Origin of the sequence: Mesorhizobium sp. M0195, from assembly GCF_040322115.1 — a bacterium.
GTDB lineage: Bacteria > Pseudomonadota > Alphaproteobacteria > Rhizobiales > Rhizobiaceae > Mesorhizobium.
In genome coordinates this window covers 1-14,037 of record NZ_JAMYSV010000013.1, presented here as the reverse complement: position 1 = coordinate 14,037, position 14,037 = coordinate 1, and the positions used below count along the sequence as shown (strand labels likewise).

The 14,037-nt window shown below is 63.6% G+C and carries 14 protein-coding genes and 1 pseudogene; 8 read left to right on the top strand and 7 right to left on the bottom strand.

The genetic code is table 11. The annotated features are described in order from the left end of the window. Both iolE and NKJ12_RS22265 read right to left on the bottom strand, forming a co-directional pair. The gene (gene iolE / locus NKJ12_RS22270; RefSeq protein WP_352687511.1) at nucleotides 1-912 is read right to left on the bottom strand and encodes a myo-inosose-2 dehydratase; all 912 of its coding nucleotides are present in this window, start codon (nucleotides 910-912) and stop codon (nucleotides 1-3) included. A 119-nt stretch (nucleotides 913-1,031) separates the two neighbouring features. Then, nucleotides 1,032-1,319, bottom strand: a complete 288-nt coding sequence (locus NKJ12_RS22265) for a DUF3175 domain-containing protein (RefSeq protein WP_352473504.1) — start codon at nucleotides 1,317-1,319, stop codon at nucleotides 1,032-1,034. Between the two features lie 174 nt (nucleotides 1,320-1,493). Between NKJ12_RS22265 and NKJ12_RS22260 the strand changes: the two genes are divergently transcribed. From NKJ12_RS22260 to NKJ12_RS22230, 7 genes are all read left to right on the top strand, one after another. After that, nucleotides 1,494-2,726, top strand: a complete 1,233-nt coding sequence (locus NKJ12_RS22260) for an MFS transporter (RefSeq protein ID WP_352705132.1) — start codon at nucleotides 1,494-1,496, stop codon at nucleotides 2,724-2,726. Nucleotides 2,727-2,899: 173 nt separating this feature from the next. After that, entirely contained in the window at nucleotides 2,900-3,928 is a 1,029-nt protein-coding gene (gntR, locus tag NKJ12_RS22255) for an HTH-type transcriptional regulator GntR (protein WP_352705130.1), read from the top strand. Between the two features lie 296 nt (nucleotides 3,929-4,224). Beyond that, complete coding sequence (locus NKJ12_RS22250) at nucleotides 4,225-5,349, top strand: sugar ABC transporter substrate-binding protein (protein WP_352453282.1); 1,125 nt, start codon at nucleotides 4,225-4,227, stop codon at nucleotides 5,347-5,349. 79 nt (nucleotides 5,350-5,428) lie between these two features. Further along, entirely contained in the window at nucleotides 5,429-6,970 is a 1,542-nt protein-coding gene (locus NKJ12_RS22245; protein WP_352705128.1) for a sugar ABC transporter ATP-binding protein, read from the top strand. Further along, nucleotides 6,967-7,947 carry an ABC transporter permease gene (locus tag NKJ12_RS22240; RefSeq protein ID WP_352705126.1) on the top strand — a complete coding sequence of 327 codons (981 nt, stop codon included), beginning with the start codon at nucleotides 6,967-6,969 and terminating at the stop codon, nucleotides 7,945-7,947. The genes NKJ12_RS22245 and NKJ12_RS22240 overlap by 4 nt, the downstream gene beginning before the upstream one ends. Further along, nucleotides 7,944-8,930 (top strand): ABC transporter permease, encoded by a 987-nt coding sequence (locus NKJ12_RS22235; protein WP_352705124.1) that lies wholly within the window; start codon nucleotides 7,944-7,946, stop codon nucleotides 8,928-8,930. The genes NKJ12_RS22240 and NKJ12_RS22235 overlap by 4 nt, the downstream gene beginning before the upstream one ends. 5 nt (nucleotides 8,931-8,935) lie before the next feature. Then, on the top strand, nucleotides 8,936-9,481 hold the full coding sequence (locus tag NKJ12_RS22230) for a gluconokinase (protein ID WP_352705122.1): 546 nt from the start codon (nucleotides 8,936-8,938) through the stop codon (nucleotides 9,479-9,481). On the opposite strand, the gene NKJ12_RS22225 is transcribed toward NKJ12_RS22230, so the two are convergent. Together NKJ12_RS22225 and NKJ12_RS22220 are read right to left on the bottom strand one after the other, a co-directional pair. After that, nucleotides 9,478-9,927 carry an RrF2 family transcriptional regulator gene (locus NKJ12_RS22225; RefSeq protein ID WP_006202816.1) on the bottom strand — a complete coding sequence of 150 codons (450 nt, stop codon included), beginning with the start codon at nucleotides 9,925-9,927 and terminating at the stop codon, nucleotides 9,478-9,480. The two genes, NKJ12_RS22230 and NKJ12_RS22225, sit on opposite strands and share 4 nt — an antisense overlap. A gap of 247 nt (nucleotides 9,928-10,174) precedes the next feature. Further along, nucleotides 10,175-11,161, bottom strand: a complete 987-nt coding sequence (locus NKJ12_RS22220; protein WP_352453286.1) for a sulfate ABC transporter substrate-binding protein — start codon at nucleotides 11,159-11,161, stop codon at nucleotides 10,175-10,177. A gap of 180 nt (nucleotides 11,162-11,341) precedes the next feature. On the opposite strand from NKJ12_RS22220, the pseudogene NKJ12_RS22215 reads away from it, so the two are divergent. Continuing rightward, nucleotides 11,342-11,607 (top strand): annotated as a pseudogene (locus tag NKJ12_RS22215) (PIN domain-containing protein); the annotation flags it as partial. A gap of 14 nt (nucleotides 11,608-11,621) precedes the next feature. Here NKJ12_RS22215 and NKJ12_RS22210 read toward each other — a convergent pair. The 3 genes from NKJ12_RS22210 to NKJ12_RS22200 form a co-directional block, all read right to left on the bottom strand. Next, entirely contained in the window at nucleotides 11,622-12,662 is a 1,041-nt protein-coding gene (locus tag NKJ12_RS22210) for a sulfate/molybdate ABC transporter ATP-binding protein (protein WP_254819067.1), read from the bottom strand. A 73-nt stretch (nucleotides 12,663-12,735) separates the two neighbouring features. Continuing rightward, complete coding sequence (cysW, locus tag NKJ12_RS22205; protein WP_254819066.1) at nucleotides 12,736-13,620, bottom strand: sulfate ABC transporter permease subunit CysW; 885 nt, start codon at nucleotides 13,618-13,620, stop codon at nucleotides 12,736-12,738. Further along, nucleotides 13,613-14,037 (bottom strand): ABC transporter permease subunit (locus NKJ12_RS22200; RefSeq protein ID WP_352705120.1); only part of this gene is annotated, 425 nt, incomplete at its 5' end. The genes NKJ12_RS22200 and cysW, both read right to left, overlap by 8 nt.

Here is a 14,037-nt window from a genome sequence, read left to right as displayed (position 1 = left end):
TCAGTTTACCTGCCGCGTCGCCACTTCGAAGCCGGCCTCGCGGGCGGTGGCGAGCAGCGAGAAATGGCCTTTGCTGGCATAGGTCAGCGGATGCGCCTTGGCCGGATCCTGCTCGGCTTCGACAACGAGCCAGCCTTCATAGCCGCGCGCGGCGAGGGGTTTCAGCAATGACAGGAAATCGACCGAGCCGTCGCCGGGCACGGTAAAAATGCCGTCCATTACCGCCGCCATGAAGCTCATGTCCTCGCGGCGTGCCCGTTCCAGCACCGCCCTGCGAACGTCCTTGCAATGGAAATGCACGATACGGTCGAGATGCCGTTGCAGCAGCGATTGCGGGTCGCCGCCCGAAAACAGGCAGTGGCCGGTATCGAACAACAGGCCGACGCTTCGGCCCGTCGCCGCCATCAGCCTGTCGACTTCATCGTCCGTCTCGACGATGGTGCCCATGTGGTGGTGGAAGGCCATGCCGACCCCGAATGCGGCCATGCGGTCGCCGAGGGCGGTCAGTTTCTCGCCATAGGACGGCCAGTCGCCGTCGGCGAGGCGCGGACGCTCGGAGATCGGTGCGAAAATGCCGTCATGGCGACCGCGCGAGGTGTCGGCGTAGACGACGATCCTGGCCCCAAGGTCGCGCAACAGCTGAAGATGTGGGGTGATCGCCGCGAATTCCTCGTCGACCGTGCGGTCGAGAATGCGGCCATCATACCAGCCGGAGACGAGTTCCAGGCCATAGGAAGACAGGAGCGGCCCAAGCACTTCGGCCTGGCGCGGAAATTTGCCGCCGAGTTCGGTGCCGCGGTAGCCGGCCAGCGCGGTTTCCGACAGGCAGGTGTCCAAGGACGTATCCCCGCCAAGCGCCGGAACGTCGTCATTGCTCCAGGTGATGGGATTGATGCCGATCTTGACCGTCATGACGCCAGGCTTTTGCGGGCTTGGGAATACAAGCCGAGCCTGCAAACTGGCGACAAAGAGGCCCTGTCACTAGGTCCAGTTCAGCCGAATCTGGCAGAACCAATTAATGGTGACCGATTCTAGTCTTCCTTTGGGCGGCCAAAAAGGGCGCGCAGTTCGTCCTTTGCGTCCTCCAGCACTTTCTTCTGCGCCGCCGGCAGGTTCTTGCCGGCGCGGTTGATGTAGAAATTCAGCATCGACATGGCGGATTGGAACGGCCCTGCCTTGCGCCGGTCGCTGTGCTCGGCCGAGCGCTTCAACGAGGCGGCGATCTTCTTGGGATCGTGGGATTCGAAGATGTGTTCCTCGAGGTCCAGCGCGTCGCTATGCCCGGTGACGTCGGCGGACCATTTCCGTTGCGCGGTCATGGCAAACTCCTTCACTAGGTCGTTGCCGGGAAAACGCCTTATGGCGCACCCCTGTTCCACTTCGGCCCGAATCCCTGGAGCCACGGATTTGCCTGTCGTGGCGCTGCTCAGCGATGCGAATGCGCCGATAGTGGTCAGAACCGCCGATTCAAGAACTGCGGACAGGAAACGCTCTTGACCCCAATCGTCTCAAGCCAGGCAGGAAGTTCAGGCATCGACAGTGCCTATGCCTGGATACGGCTGGGCATCTCGATGCTGCTGGCAACGATCGGCGGGGTCGGCATGTGGGCGGTGGTCGTGGTGCTGCCTGCCGTGCAGGCAGAATTCGGCGTCGATCGCGCCGCTGCCTCGATGCCCTACACCGCGACCATGGTCGGCTTTGCCGCCGGTAATGTGCTGTTCGGCCGCGCCATCGACCGCATGGGGTATTGGGTGCCGGCGCTGATTGCCGCGATTACACTTGGCGCCGGCTTCCTGCTGGCGTCGCTGACCAGTTCGATCCTGCAGTTCACCCTCGTCCAGGGCCTGTTGATCGGCGTTGGCTCGTCGGCGATCTTCGGGCCGTTGATCGCCGACATCTCGCACTGGTTCAACCGGCGCCGCGGCGTCGCGGTGACGGCTGCGGCATCCGGCAACTATCTCGCCGGAGCGATCTGGCCGACGGCGATGCCCTATGTCATGCAGGCGCAAGGCTGGCGCTTCACCTATGCCGCGATCGGCGTCGTCTGCCTGGTCACCATGGTGCCCTTGATCCTGCTGCTCCGGCGCGGCGCACCGCCCCAGGCGGCTCCGGGATCGCCGGGCAGCCGCGTGGTTCAGCCGATCTCCCTGTCGCCGGCGGCCTTGCAGGCGCTGCTCATCGTGGCCGGGCTCGGCTGCTGCGTGGCGATGTCGATGCCGCAAGTCCATATCGTCGCCTATTGCATTGATCTCGGCTACGGCGTGGCGCATGGCGCCGATATGCTGTCGATCATGCTGGCGGCGGGCGTCGTCAGCCGGCTTGGCTCGGGTTTCCTTGCCGATCGCATCGGCGGTGTGAAAACCCTGCTGATCGGCTCGGTGCTGCAATGCCTGTCGCTGTTGTTCTATATCCCGTTCGACGGGCTTGCCTCGCTTTATGTCGTCTCGCTGGTTTTCGGCCTGTCGCAAGGCGGCATCGTGCCCTGTTATGCGATCATCGTGCGCGAATATATGCCAGCCAAGGAAGCTGGCCAGCGCGTCGGCATCGTCATGATGGCGACCATCTTCGGCATGGCGATCGGCGGCTGGATGTCGGGCTGGATCTACGATCTGACCGGCTCCTATGCCGCCGCGTTCCTCAACGGCATTGCCTGGAACCTGCTGAATATTTTGGCCATGGTGCTGCTGCTGTGGAAGGCCCGGCGCAGCGCTGCTGTGGCGGCCTGAAGCACAGCGGTACGGATACAGTCTCTCCGGCCGTCGCTTGACAACAGCCGAAGGCTGCGCGACGCCAGACAAGGTGTGGCAACGGGCCAGTTTGGCATGGCAGCAGTTTCAAAAACGCTGAACATCGTTTCACGGTCGCGTGTGGGCGGTTGCCCGGCGTCCGGACGAGTACGGTGATCAAGCCGCGCTCACGCCGCGGCGGCGGCCGCCCGACCATCGCCGACGTCGCCCGCAAGGCCGGCGTCGGCGCCATTACCGTATCGCGCGCCTTGCGTGAGCCGGGGCGTGTCTCGGAAGATCTGCGCCGCCAGATCCAGTCCGCCGTGAACGAGCTCGGCTATGTGCCCGACCCGAATGCGCGGGCGCTGGCTTCGGCGCGCGCCGAGGTCTTTGGCGTTCTGGTGCCGTCGCTTACCAACAACGTCTTTGCCGAAGTGGTGCGCGGCATCTACGACAGCCTGTCGGACGGCCCTTTCCGGATCCAGCTCGGCAACACCCACTATTCCGGCCTCGAGGAAGAGCGGCTGCTGCAGGTGTTTGGCCCGCAACGCCCGGCGGCGCTGATCGTGGCCGGCATCGACCAGACGCCGGCGTCGCGAAAACTGCTGGAAACGGCAGGCTGTCCGGTGGTGCAGGTGATGGAGACCGGGCCCGATCCGGTCGACATGATGGTCGGCTTCTCGCATTTCGAAGGCGGCAAGGCGGCAGCCGAACATCTGATCGAGGCAGGCTATCGCCGGATCGGCTTCATCGGTGCGCGCATGGATCCGCGTTCGCAGCGGCGGCTTGCCGGCTATCGCGCGGCGATGGAGGCGGCCGGCCTGTTCGATCCGAGGCTCACCACCACGACGCCGGTGCCCTCCAGCGTCACCCTCGGCCGCGAATTGTTCCGCGACGCGCTGGCCAAGGTGCCGAGCCTCGATGGGGTGTTCTGCAACAATGACGATATCGCCCTCGGGGTGCTGTTCGAATGCCATCGCGCTTCGATCGCCGTGCCGAAGACGATCGGCATCGTCGGCTTCAACGATCTCGACATGATGGAGGTGGCGTTTCCGTCGGTCACCAGCGTTCGGACCTATCGTTACGAGATCGGCCGGCGGGCGGTCGCCATGGCGCTTGCGGCGATCGAGGGCAATAGGCCGGAGTCGCGCGTTGTCGATCTCGGCTTCGAACTCAAGCGACGTGAAAGCACGGCGCGCTGAAGCGAGCTTCGACGCAATGGCGCTTTACACTACGTCATGGTAGCGCTACCAGTTATCGCCGGGCGATACTTCGCCCCGACGATGGGAGGCTGTTTATTATACATAAGCGACAGCTCATGCTTGTTTATTATGTATAATATGATAGTTTTTGTGGGACTAGCCGGGCAGCAAAGGAGGGGATCGGGTCGGCATTCGGCCACCTGAACGCGCGACGGGTACGGCGGGAGGTGCCGGGCCGGAAACGCGCAAATTCATCGGCGTAACAACAAACAAAACTGCAACTGGGAGGAATATCGATGATCAAGTCACTCGTTGGCGGTATCGTTGCCGCCACTGCTTTCGTCATGCTGAGCTCGTCGGCGATCGCCGATCCTGAAATCGTCAAGGGGCCATCGGCCGAGCCTGACTGCTTCGCGCCCTGGTCGGCCGATACGCAGTTCTTCAAGTTCCCCAAGAAAGACGGCCCGTACCGTATCGCTCTGGCCAACGGCTATATCGCCAACACATGGCGCATCCAGATGGTGCAGACGGCGAAGGCCTATGCAGCGCAGCCGGCGGTCGCGGCCAAGCTCAAGGAATTCAAGGTGGTCTCGACCGGCGAGGACGTGCCGGCCCAGATTTCGGCAATCAATAATTTCATCGATTCCGGCTATGACGCGATTGTCGTCAACGCCCAGAACCCGACCGCGTTCGGCCCGGTCATCAAGCGGGCCAAGGAAGCCGGTGTGGTGCTGGTCGCTTTCGACAACATCCTCGACACTAAGGATGCCATCAACGTCAATGTCGACCAGAAGGGCCTTGGCGAATTGTGGGCCAACTGGCTGGTCAAGCACGTGCCGAACGGCGGCAAGGTGCTGGAAGTGCGCGGCGTCGCCGGCACGTCCGTCGACACCGATCGCCATAACGGCATCCACGAGGTCCTCGACGCTTCCGGCAAGAAATGGGATGTCACCGAGGTCGTCGGCAAGTGGGATGACGGCGTTGCGCAAAAGGCTACGGCCGATGCCATTGCCACCAACGGCCCCTTCGACGGCATTACCGGACAGGGCGGCGATACCGGCATTGTGCAGGCGATGATCGATGCCAAGCATCCGTTCGTGCCGTTCGGCGGCGAGACGGAGAACGGCTTCCGCAAATTCTGCGCCAAGTTCGCCGCTGACGGCCTGAAATGCTCCTCGGCGGGTACCGGCCCGGCTCAGGTGGCGGTTGCCATCAAGACGGCGATTGCAGCACTTGAAGGCCAGGTCGTGCCGCAAGCGGTCAAGCTGCCGCTGGCGATCGTCGAGGATCCGAACTTCAAGGCAGGCCAGGACTACTTCCCCGACCAGTCCGACAATTTCTTCGTCGGCAATTCCTTCCCGACCTGCGGCATCAATTTCACGGCGCAGGAAATCATGGGCCAGAGCAAGGAAAACCAGTAAACTCCGACAGCCCGACGCCGCGGGAATCCCGCGGCGTCGGCGCTCGACATCCTGATTGCCAAGCGCCTGGGGAGGGCCGATGGACGGTGCGGTTCCGCTCTTCCGCATGGAAGGCATATCCAAGCGCTATGGCGGCGTGAGGGCGCTGGAGAAGGCCGAACTGTCGGTCACTCCAGGCAGCATCCACGCCATTCTCGGCGAGAACGGCGCCGGCAAATCGACGCTGATCAAGGTCATGGCGGGGGTCGTTGCGCCCGACGAGGGCCGGATGATGCTGGACGGAAGCGAAGTTACCTTCGCTTCGCCGGCCGCCGCCAACCAGGCCGGCATCGTCTGCATCTTCCAGGAGCTGTCGCTCGTCCCCGAACTCAGCGTTGCCGACAACATCGTCATTTCCGATCCGCCGAAGCGTTTCGGCATGATCGACCGCAAGGCGCAGCGCCGCATCGCCGAAGAAGCCCTTGCTCGCGCCGGCGCCTCCGATATCCATCCGCTGGCGCTGGTCAAGGATCTTCCTCTTTCGAGACGGCAGATGGTCGAGATCGCCAAGGCACTGGCGCGCAAGCCACGCATCCTGATCCTGGACGAGGCGACCTCGGCGCTGACCGCGGCTGACGTCGCCAGGGTTTTTGCCGTGTTGAAGCGGCTGCGTTCGGAAGGGCTGGCGCTGCTCTATATATCGCACCGCATGAACGAGATCGCCGAGCTGGCCGACCAGTGCACGGTGTTCCGCAATGGCCGCAATGTCGCCAGCTACGCGGCCGGTACAAAAAGCGACAACGAGGTCGTCGAGCTGATGATCGGGCGCGAATATAGCCACATCTTTCCGCCCAAGCCCGCGCGGGCGGCTGCCGCAGCCGCGCCGGTTCTCGAGGCGCGCAGCCTGTCCTGGACGGATCGGCTGCACGATGTCTCGCTATCGGTCGGGGCGGGCGAGGTGGTCGGGCTTGGCGGCCTCGACGGCCAGGGCCAGCGCGAATTGCTGCTCGCCTTCTTCGGTGTGCTGCGTGGCCTGTCGGGCCAGATCCTGATCGACGGCAGGCCGGTGGCGATCGCCAGCCCGGCCGCGGCGCGCGATGACCGGATCGGCATGGCGTTGATCCCGGAGGACCGCAAGACCGAAGGCTTGATGCTGCCGATGACGGTGCGCGAAAACCTCTCCTTTGCCGCCCTCGATCGGCTGTCCAGGGCCGGCATCATCGATCGCGCCGCCGAGCAGCGGCTGATCGACGACATGGTCGGTCTTCTGGCGATCAAAACCGCCGGCCTCGACATTCCGGTCGGCGCGCTATCCGGTGGCAACCAGCAGAAGGTCGTCATCGCCAAATGGCTGATGCGGCAGCCGCGCATCATCCTGCTTAACGACCCGACGCGCGGCATCGACGTCGGCACCAAGCAGGAGCTTTACCAGTTGATGCGCAAGCTTGCCGACCAGGGCGCGGCGATCCTGTTCTATTCGACCGACTATGACGAGCTGATCGGCTGCTGCGACCGGGTGCTGGTGCTCTATGACGGCGCGGTCAAGCGCGAACTGGTCGGCGCCGAAATCACCGAGCGGGCGCTGATCGCCAGCGCGCTCAACATTCACGAAGAGATGCCAAAGCAAGGAGCGGACGCGTGAAGGATTGGCGCTACTGGCTTGCCGAACAGCGCGGAACGCTGCTGGCGTTCGGCATCTTCGTCGTCATGTTCGTCATCTACACCTCGAACCATCCGGCGGGCTTCACCGCCAACGTCGTACAGACGGCCTCGAACAAGGGCGTGCTGCTCGCCTTCGTCGCCATGGCGCAGACGCTGGTGGTGATCACCGCCGGCATCGATCTTTCGGTCGGCATGATCTTCACGCTGACCAACTGCCTGGCCTCGTGGCTGGTCGTCGGCACCGGCATCGGGACCGTTTTCGGCGTCCTCGCCGTGCTCGGCACCGGGCTGCTGTGCGGGGCAATCAACGGTGCGATCGTCATCTATGGACGCCTGCAGCCGATCGTCGCCACCATCGCCACGGGCGCGGTCTATTTCGGCATCGCGCTGCTGCTTCGGCCGTTTCCCGGCGGCTCGGTCAATGAAGGGCTCGCCGATGCGCTGACCGGGCGCCTGTTTGGTTTTGTGCCGGCGAGCCTGGTGACGCTGCTGGCGGTCGTGCTCGTGGTCTGGGTGCCGTTCAGCCGGTCGGTGCTAGGCCGCGCCGCTTATGCAGCCGGCTCCTCGGAGATGGCGGCCTACATGTCCGGCGTGCCGATCCGGCGTGGAAAGTTCGCCGCCTATGCGCTTGCCGGTCTGCTTGCCGCGATCGGCGGGCTGTTCCTGACGTTCTTCACCTATACCGGTGATGCGGCCTATGCCAGCGGCAACGCCTATACGCTGTTTTCGATTGCCGCGGTCGTGCTTGGCGGCGTGTCGCTGTTCGGCGGCAAGGGCAGCGCCATCGGCGCGATCTTCGGCGCGCTTGCCTTCCGCACCATCGGCGACCTGCTGTTCGTCTTCGATTTCGATCCGCTCTGGCAGCCCCTGTTCCAGGGCGTCATTCTGCTGATCGCGGTCAGCCTCGGCGCGTTCGCCCTGTTTCGGGTCCGCAACCGGCTGGAGTGGTTCCTGTGAGCGAAACGACTGTGAGTGGTCTCGCCGGCCGCATGCCGAAATTCCTCCGCCGCGCCGACCCGGCGGTGCTGACGGCGTTCGCCTGTATCGTGCTGCTGCTGTTCCTCGGCAGCCTCTATTCGCGCAGCTTCCTGTCGCCTGAATACCTTTTGCAGCAGCTCAAGGTGGCGTCGTTTCTCGGCGTCATCGCGACCGGCATGATGCTGGTCATCCTGCTCGGCCAGATCGACCTGTCGGTGCCCTGGTCGGTGGCGGCCGGCGCCATGATGGCCTGCGCCGCGGCCGCATACGGTACCGTCGGCGTGGCGCTTGCCATTCCGTTCGGCATCTTCTGCGGTGTTCTGATCGGCATCGTCAACGGCATCGGCGTCGCCTATCTGCGCATTCCCTCGATGATCATCACGCTTGCCACCAACGCCGTCGCGCAGGGGCTGATGGTGGTCTACACGGGCGGTTTCTCGCCGCAGGATTCGGCGACCGGTGCGATGCGCTATCTGGCGACCGGCTTTGCCGTTCCTGCCGTGCCTAACGCAGTTCTCATATGGGCGCTGATCGGCGCCGCAATGGTGTTCGTGCTGAGCCGCACCGGCTTCGGCCGCACCGTTTACGGCATCGGCAATCGCGAGCGTGCCGCCTATCTTTCCGGCATCGATACAAGGCGCGTGGTGATGATCGCCTTTGCGGTTTCGGGCGGGCTCTCCGCCTTCGGCGGCGTGCTGTTGGCCGGCTATGCCTCCAAGGCGGCACAGTCGATGGGCGATGCCTATCTGCTGCCGTCGATCGCCGCGGTGGTGCTCGGCGGCACCTCGATCCTCGGCGGGCGCGGCTCCTATCTCGGCACCGTCGCCGGGGTAATCCTGATCACCCTCTTGCAGTCCATTCTCTCTGTCATGCAGATGCCGGAGGCGGGACGGCAGATCATCTACGGCGTCGTCATCGTCGCCATGCTGCTGCTCTATGGCCGCGCGCCGGCAAGCCGCTGACCTGCATGACCGGTAAAGACGTGGCATATAAGCCGGCGAGCACTGTTCGAACGATACCCGTCATCGTGGTGATGGGCGTTGCCGGCTGCGGCAAGTCGGTTGTCGGCGAAGCGCTTGCAGCGGCATTGGGCGCCGTCTTTATCGAAGGCGACAGGCTGCATCCGCCCGAAAACGTCGCGCGCATGGCGAGCGGGCAGCCGCTTACCGACGCGCTGCGCGAGGGCTGGCTCGACGCGATCGGCCAGCGGATGGCCGCGTCGGTCGCAAGCGGGCAAGGTGTGGTCGCCGCCTGCTCGGCGCTGAAGCGCAGTTATCGTGATCGCCTGCGCGGCTTTTGCCCGGATATCGTTTTCGTTTACCTGGAGATCGACCCGGCAACGGCAAAACAGCGCGTCGGCAATCGCAAGGGTCATTTCATGCCGGCAAGCCTGGTCGACAGCCAGTTCACCACGCTCGAGGCGCCAGCGGCGGACGAGGCGGCGATAACCTTGGATGGCACGCGTCCGGTCGCCGACACCGTCGCGACTGCCTTGAGCCTGCTCGCGCGCTAGATTTGCGACGTCAGTTCGACTGGGAAATCGTCATTGTCGGCGTCGCGCATGGCCGCGAGGCTGCGGTTGTCCAGCACCTCGGCGATCGCCTGCCGGACCTCCAGCATCATGTGCCGAACCTGGCAGGTCGCCTCGTCGCAATCCTCGCAGCGCTGGTATTGCGTGCGACTGGCGCAGGGGATCGGCGCCAGCGGCCCGTCGAGGACACGCACGACATGGCCGATCTTGATCTCGGAAGCCGGCCGGGCAAGGCGGTAACCGCCTTCCTTGCCCTTGCGGCTCTGGACGAAGCCGGCGTTACGCAACTCGCCCAGGATGGCATCCAGGAATTTCTTGGGGATGTTATTGGCGACCGCAATGTCGTTGACGAATGCGAGCTGGCCGACCGGCAGGCCCGACAGATGCACGAGGGCCTTGAGGCCGTATTTGCCTTTTTTGGTAAGCATGCCCCGAGTCAACCCATGAAGCCCCAACCACCCGCGTCTGGCGGCTGTTTGTGTGCAAATCATGACGGTTTGATCACGCGAAGCCGTTCGCGAAAACAAGCCGTCCGTTCTCACGGTAGGCACAAACGCGTTGATTCTTTGTAACGTTTTGGACGGAATGCGCCCGGAAAGTGCCAGAAATCACCGTTCGCGGCGCGAAAGCAAAGAAGCCGGCAAAGCCGGCTTCTGTCAAAGTTGGAAGATCGCCTCAGCGGCTGCCATAAGTCTGGTCGAGCAGGCCGCCCGCTGCAAAGTGCTCGGCCTGGACCTTGGCCCAGCCGCCGAAGACGTCCTCCACCGTCAGCAGGCGGACATCGGGAAACTCAGCCTTGTATTTGGCGGCGACCGCCGCGTCCCGGGCCCGCAGGCCGTTGCGGGCGGCGATGTCCTGGCCCTCCGGCGTATAGAGGAAGTCGAGATAGGTCTTGGCGAGATCGCGCGTGCCATGCTCGTCTGCAACGGTGTCGACGATCGCCACCGGAAATTCCGCCAACAGGCTGACCGAAGGCGTTACCTGCTCGAACTTGTCCTCGCCATACTCCTTGCGGACGCCGCGCGTTTCCGACTCGAAGGTGATGAGTACGTCGCCGATTTCGCGCTGCACGAAAGTGGTGGTCGCGGCGCGCCCGCCGCTGTCGAACACCGGCACGTTGTTGAACAGCTTGGTGACGAACTCCTTCACCTTGGCGTCGTCGTCCTTGAAGGCTTCCTTGGCGTAGGCGGTGGCCGCAAGATAGGTGTAGCGCGCATTGCCCGAGGTTTTCGGATTGGGGAAGATCACCTGCACGTCGTCGCGCACGAGATCGTTCCAATCCTTGATGTGCTTCGGATTGCCGGCGCGCACCAGGAAGGACGGCAGCGAATAGAAAGGCGAGGCGTTGTCCGGAAAGTCCTTCTGCCAGTCGGCGGAGATGAGGCCCTTCTTGACCAGGAAGTCGATGTCGATGACCTGGTTGAACGTGACGACGTCGGCGCCGAGGCCTTCGGCGATGGCGCGTGCTTGTGCCGAGGTTCCGGCATGCGACTGATCGATGGTGACGCCGGGGTGTCCGGCGACGAACGCTTTGTTGACCTGCGCAAACAGTTCGCGGCCGACATCGTAAGAGGCGTTCAGCAATCTGTCGGCCGACCAGGCTTGGGAGGATGCGAGGACCAGGCCGGCCAACGTGGCGACGCCAAGCAAAAATCGCTTCATGAAAACAGGCTCCAATGCCATGAGCTTAATGCCGGACCATAGCGGCAAGGCATCGTGCGCGACGAGGCACGCAGAGCGGCCGCTCGACATTATCGCGAGAAAAAGTAGTCCCGTTGTGGGCGATTTCTAGTTTTTTCTTTCAAGCAGAGTCTCAGGACAGCTTGGCAGCGGCGCCGATGCCGTCGGCGTTGCGTCAAGAAAAGATCAGCCAAGTTGCACAAGAAGGTCGAGGAATTGCTGGCTGAGATACCCGTCTTGCCGCTCGATGTGCCGGTGGATGCCGAGTACGGCGCGATTCGCGCAGAACTGGAAGGCAGGGGACCATCGGCCAAAATGACCTTTTTATTGCTGCCCACGCCCGTGCGCTTGGAACTACCCTGGTGACCGCCAACACCGGGGAGTTCAACCGGATCAAAGGCCTGAAGGTCGAGAACTGGCTGGTGTAGCGGCTGATAGAGGATCAAGCAGCCGGAAAAAGCTTCCAGCGCCGCGGCCTAAAAGCCACTCGACTTTTCTGCGCCGCCGGATGATCGACGGGCAATTCGATCTCGACCCGCTGACGTTCGCCGCCGATTTCGAGCTCGACCCGCCTGGTGCCGGCGACGCGGCGGCTGGCGGCGACCGTGCCGGCGATGCAGCCGTTGCATTCTTCCACCAGATCGACGTCGTGCGGGCGGAAGAACAGCGTCGCTTCGCCTTGCGGTGCGTGCGGCGCGGAAAGCCCGATCGGCCGGTCGGCGATCCAGACCTGGCCGTCCTCGACCTTGACCGGAATCGAGCTCGATTCGCCGATGAAGCCGTAGACGAAGGGCGAGTTCGGCGTGTCGTAGATCTCGTCGGCGGTGCCGACCTGCTCGATGCGGCCCTGGCTCATCACCACGACGCGGTCGGCAAGCTCCAGCGCCTCTTCCTGGTCATGGGTGACGAAGACCGTCGTGTGGCCGGTGGCGTCGTGGATGTCGCGCAGCCAACGGCGCAGTTCGCGGCGCACCTGGGCATCGAGCGCGCCGAACGGCTCATCGAGCAAAAGCACGGCCGGTTCGATCGCCATGGCGCGGGCCAGCGCCACGCGCTGGCGCTGGCCGCCCGAAAGCTGCGCCGGATAGCGTTTTTCCAGACCGGAGAGCTGAACGAGGTTGAGGAGTTCCGAGGCGCGGCGGCGGATTTCCTTCGCCGACGGGCGTGACGGCCCGTGCCGGACCTTGAGTCCGAAGCCGATATTGTCGGCGACCGTCATATGGCGAAACAGCGCGTAGTGCTGGAAGACGAAGCCGACATTGCGCTCCTGGATCGACTTTTGCGAGGCATCCTCTTCGCCGAAGAAGATCTTTCCGCGGGTCGGCCGCTCCAATCCGGCAATCAGCCTGAGCAGCGTCGTCTTGCCGGAACCGGACGGTCCCAGCAGAGCGATCAGTTCTCCCGACTTGATGTCGAGCGAAACGTCGCGGAGGGCCGGAAACCGCTCAAACTCCTTGCGCACGTTGGCAACGCGAACTTCCATGCAAATCCCTTTTGTAGTTGATACATGTCGTTATCCCAAAACCGGTTCCCACTTTTGGGCGACATGCATTTTGTCAGTGTCCGCGCGTCGCGGCGATCTCGGCGCCGTAGCGCATCTCGAGAAGTGTTTTCAAGACCAGCGTGACGAGTGCCAGGCCGGCAAGCAGCGAAGCGACGGCAAAGGCGGCGGCGGCATTGTACTCGTTATAAAGGATTTCGACATGCAGCGGCATGGTGTTGGTCAGCCCGCGTATGTGGCCGGACACCACCGAAACCGCGCCGAACTCGCCCATGGCGCGGGCATTGCACAACAGCACGCCGTAGAGCAATCCCCACTTGACGTTGGGCAACGTCACGTACCAGAACGCCTGCCAGCCATTGGCCCCGAGCGACAGGGCCGCCTCCTCGTCGCCATTGCCCTGCTCCTGCATCAGCGGGATCAACTCGCGGGCGACGAAGGGGAAGGTGACGAAGATCGTGGCCAGCACGATGCCCGGCACCGCAAACAGGATGACGATGCCATGCGCCTTGAGCCAGGCGCCGAGCAGGCCTTGCGCGCCGAACAAGAGCACGTAGACAAGCCCCGAAATGACCGGCGAGACGGAAAAGGGCAGGTCGATCAGCGTGGTCAGGAACGCCTTGCCCTTGAATTCGAACTTGGCGATGGCCCAGGCGGCGGAAATGCCGAAGACGATGTTGAGCGGCACCGAGATCGCCGCGACCAGAAGCGTTAGGCGGATCGCCGAGCGCGTATCCGGTTCGCCTAGCGCCTGTGTGTAGGCCTCGATGCCCTTGGCGAAAGCTTCCTTGAAGACGATGATCAGCGGCAAGAGCAGGAAGATGGCAAGGAACGCAAACGTTACGGCCATCAGCACGGTTCTCGCCGTGCGGCTTTCGGTCACCGCCGGCGACTGGCTTTCATGGTGCGGCGCGTAGGATTTGATCTCCGGGTCAGCCATAGCGCTTGCGGCTCCAGGTCTGCACCAGGTTGATGACCAGCAGCATGACGAAGGACAGTGCCAGCATGATCGCCGCGATCGCGGTCGCCGCCGCGTAATTATATTCCTCCAGCCGGATGACGATCAGAAGCGGTGCGATTTCGGATTTATAGGGCAGATTGCCGGCGATGAAGATGACGGAACCGTACTCGCCGACGCCGCGCGCGAAGGCCAGCGCGAAACCGGTGACGATGGCCGGCGCCAGTCCGGGAAGCAGAACGCGGCTGATGATCTGGAAGCGATTGGCGCCGAGCGTGGCGGCCACTTCCTCTACCTCCTTGTCGATCTCCTCCATGATCGGCTGCACGGTGCGTACGACGAAGGGCAGGCCGATGAAGATCAGCGCAATTACGATGCCAAGCGGCGTGTAGGCGACCT

Coding starts and splice junctions, on each gene's coding strand:
- iolE (WP_352687511.1), bottom strand. CDS start 912: ATGACGGTCAAGATCGGCATCAATCCCATCACCTGGAGCAATGACGAC.
- NKJ12_RS22265 (WP_352473504.1), bottom strand. CDS start 1,319: ATGACCGCGCAACGGAAATGGTCCGCCGACGTCACCGGGCATAGCGAC.
- NKJ12_RS22250 (WP_352453282.1), top strand. CDS start 4,225: ATGATCAAGTCACTCGTTGGCGGTATCGTTGCCGCCACTGCTTTCGTC.
- NKJ12_RS22245 (WP_352705128.1), top strand. CDS start 5,429: ATGGACGGTGCGGTTCCGCTCTTCCGCATGGAAGGCATATCCAAGCGC.
- NKJ12_RS22230 (WP_352705122.1), top strand. CDS start 8,936: ATGACCGGTAAAGACGTGGCATATAAGCCGGCGAGCACTGTTCGAACG.
- NKJ12_RS22225 (WP_006202816.1), bottom strand. CDS start 9,927: ATGCTTACCAAAAAAGGCAAATACGGCCTCAAGGCCCTCGTGCATCTG.
- NKJ12_RS22220 (WP_352453286.1), bottom strand. CDS start 11,161: ATGAAGCGATTTTTGCTTGGCGTCGCCACGTTGGCCGGCCTGGTCCTC.
- NKJ12_RS22210 (WP_254819067.1), bottom strand. CDS start 12,662: ATGGAAGTTCGCGTTGCCAACGTGCGCAAGGAGTTTGAGCGGTTTCCG.
- cysW (WP_254819066.1), bottom strand. CDS start 13,620: ATGGCTGACCCGGAGATCAAATCCTACGCGCCGCACCATGAAAGCCAG.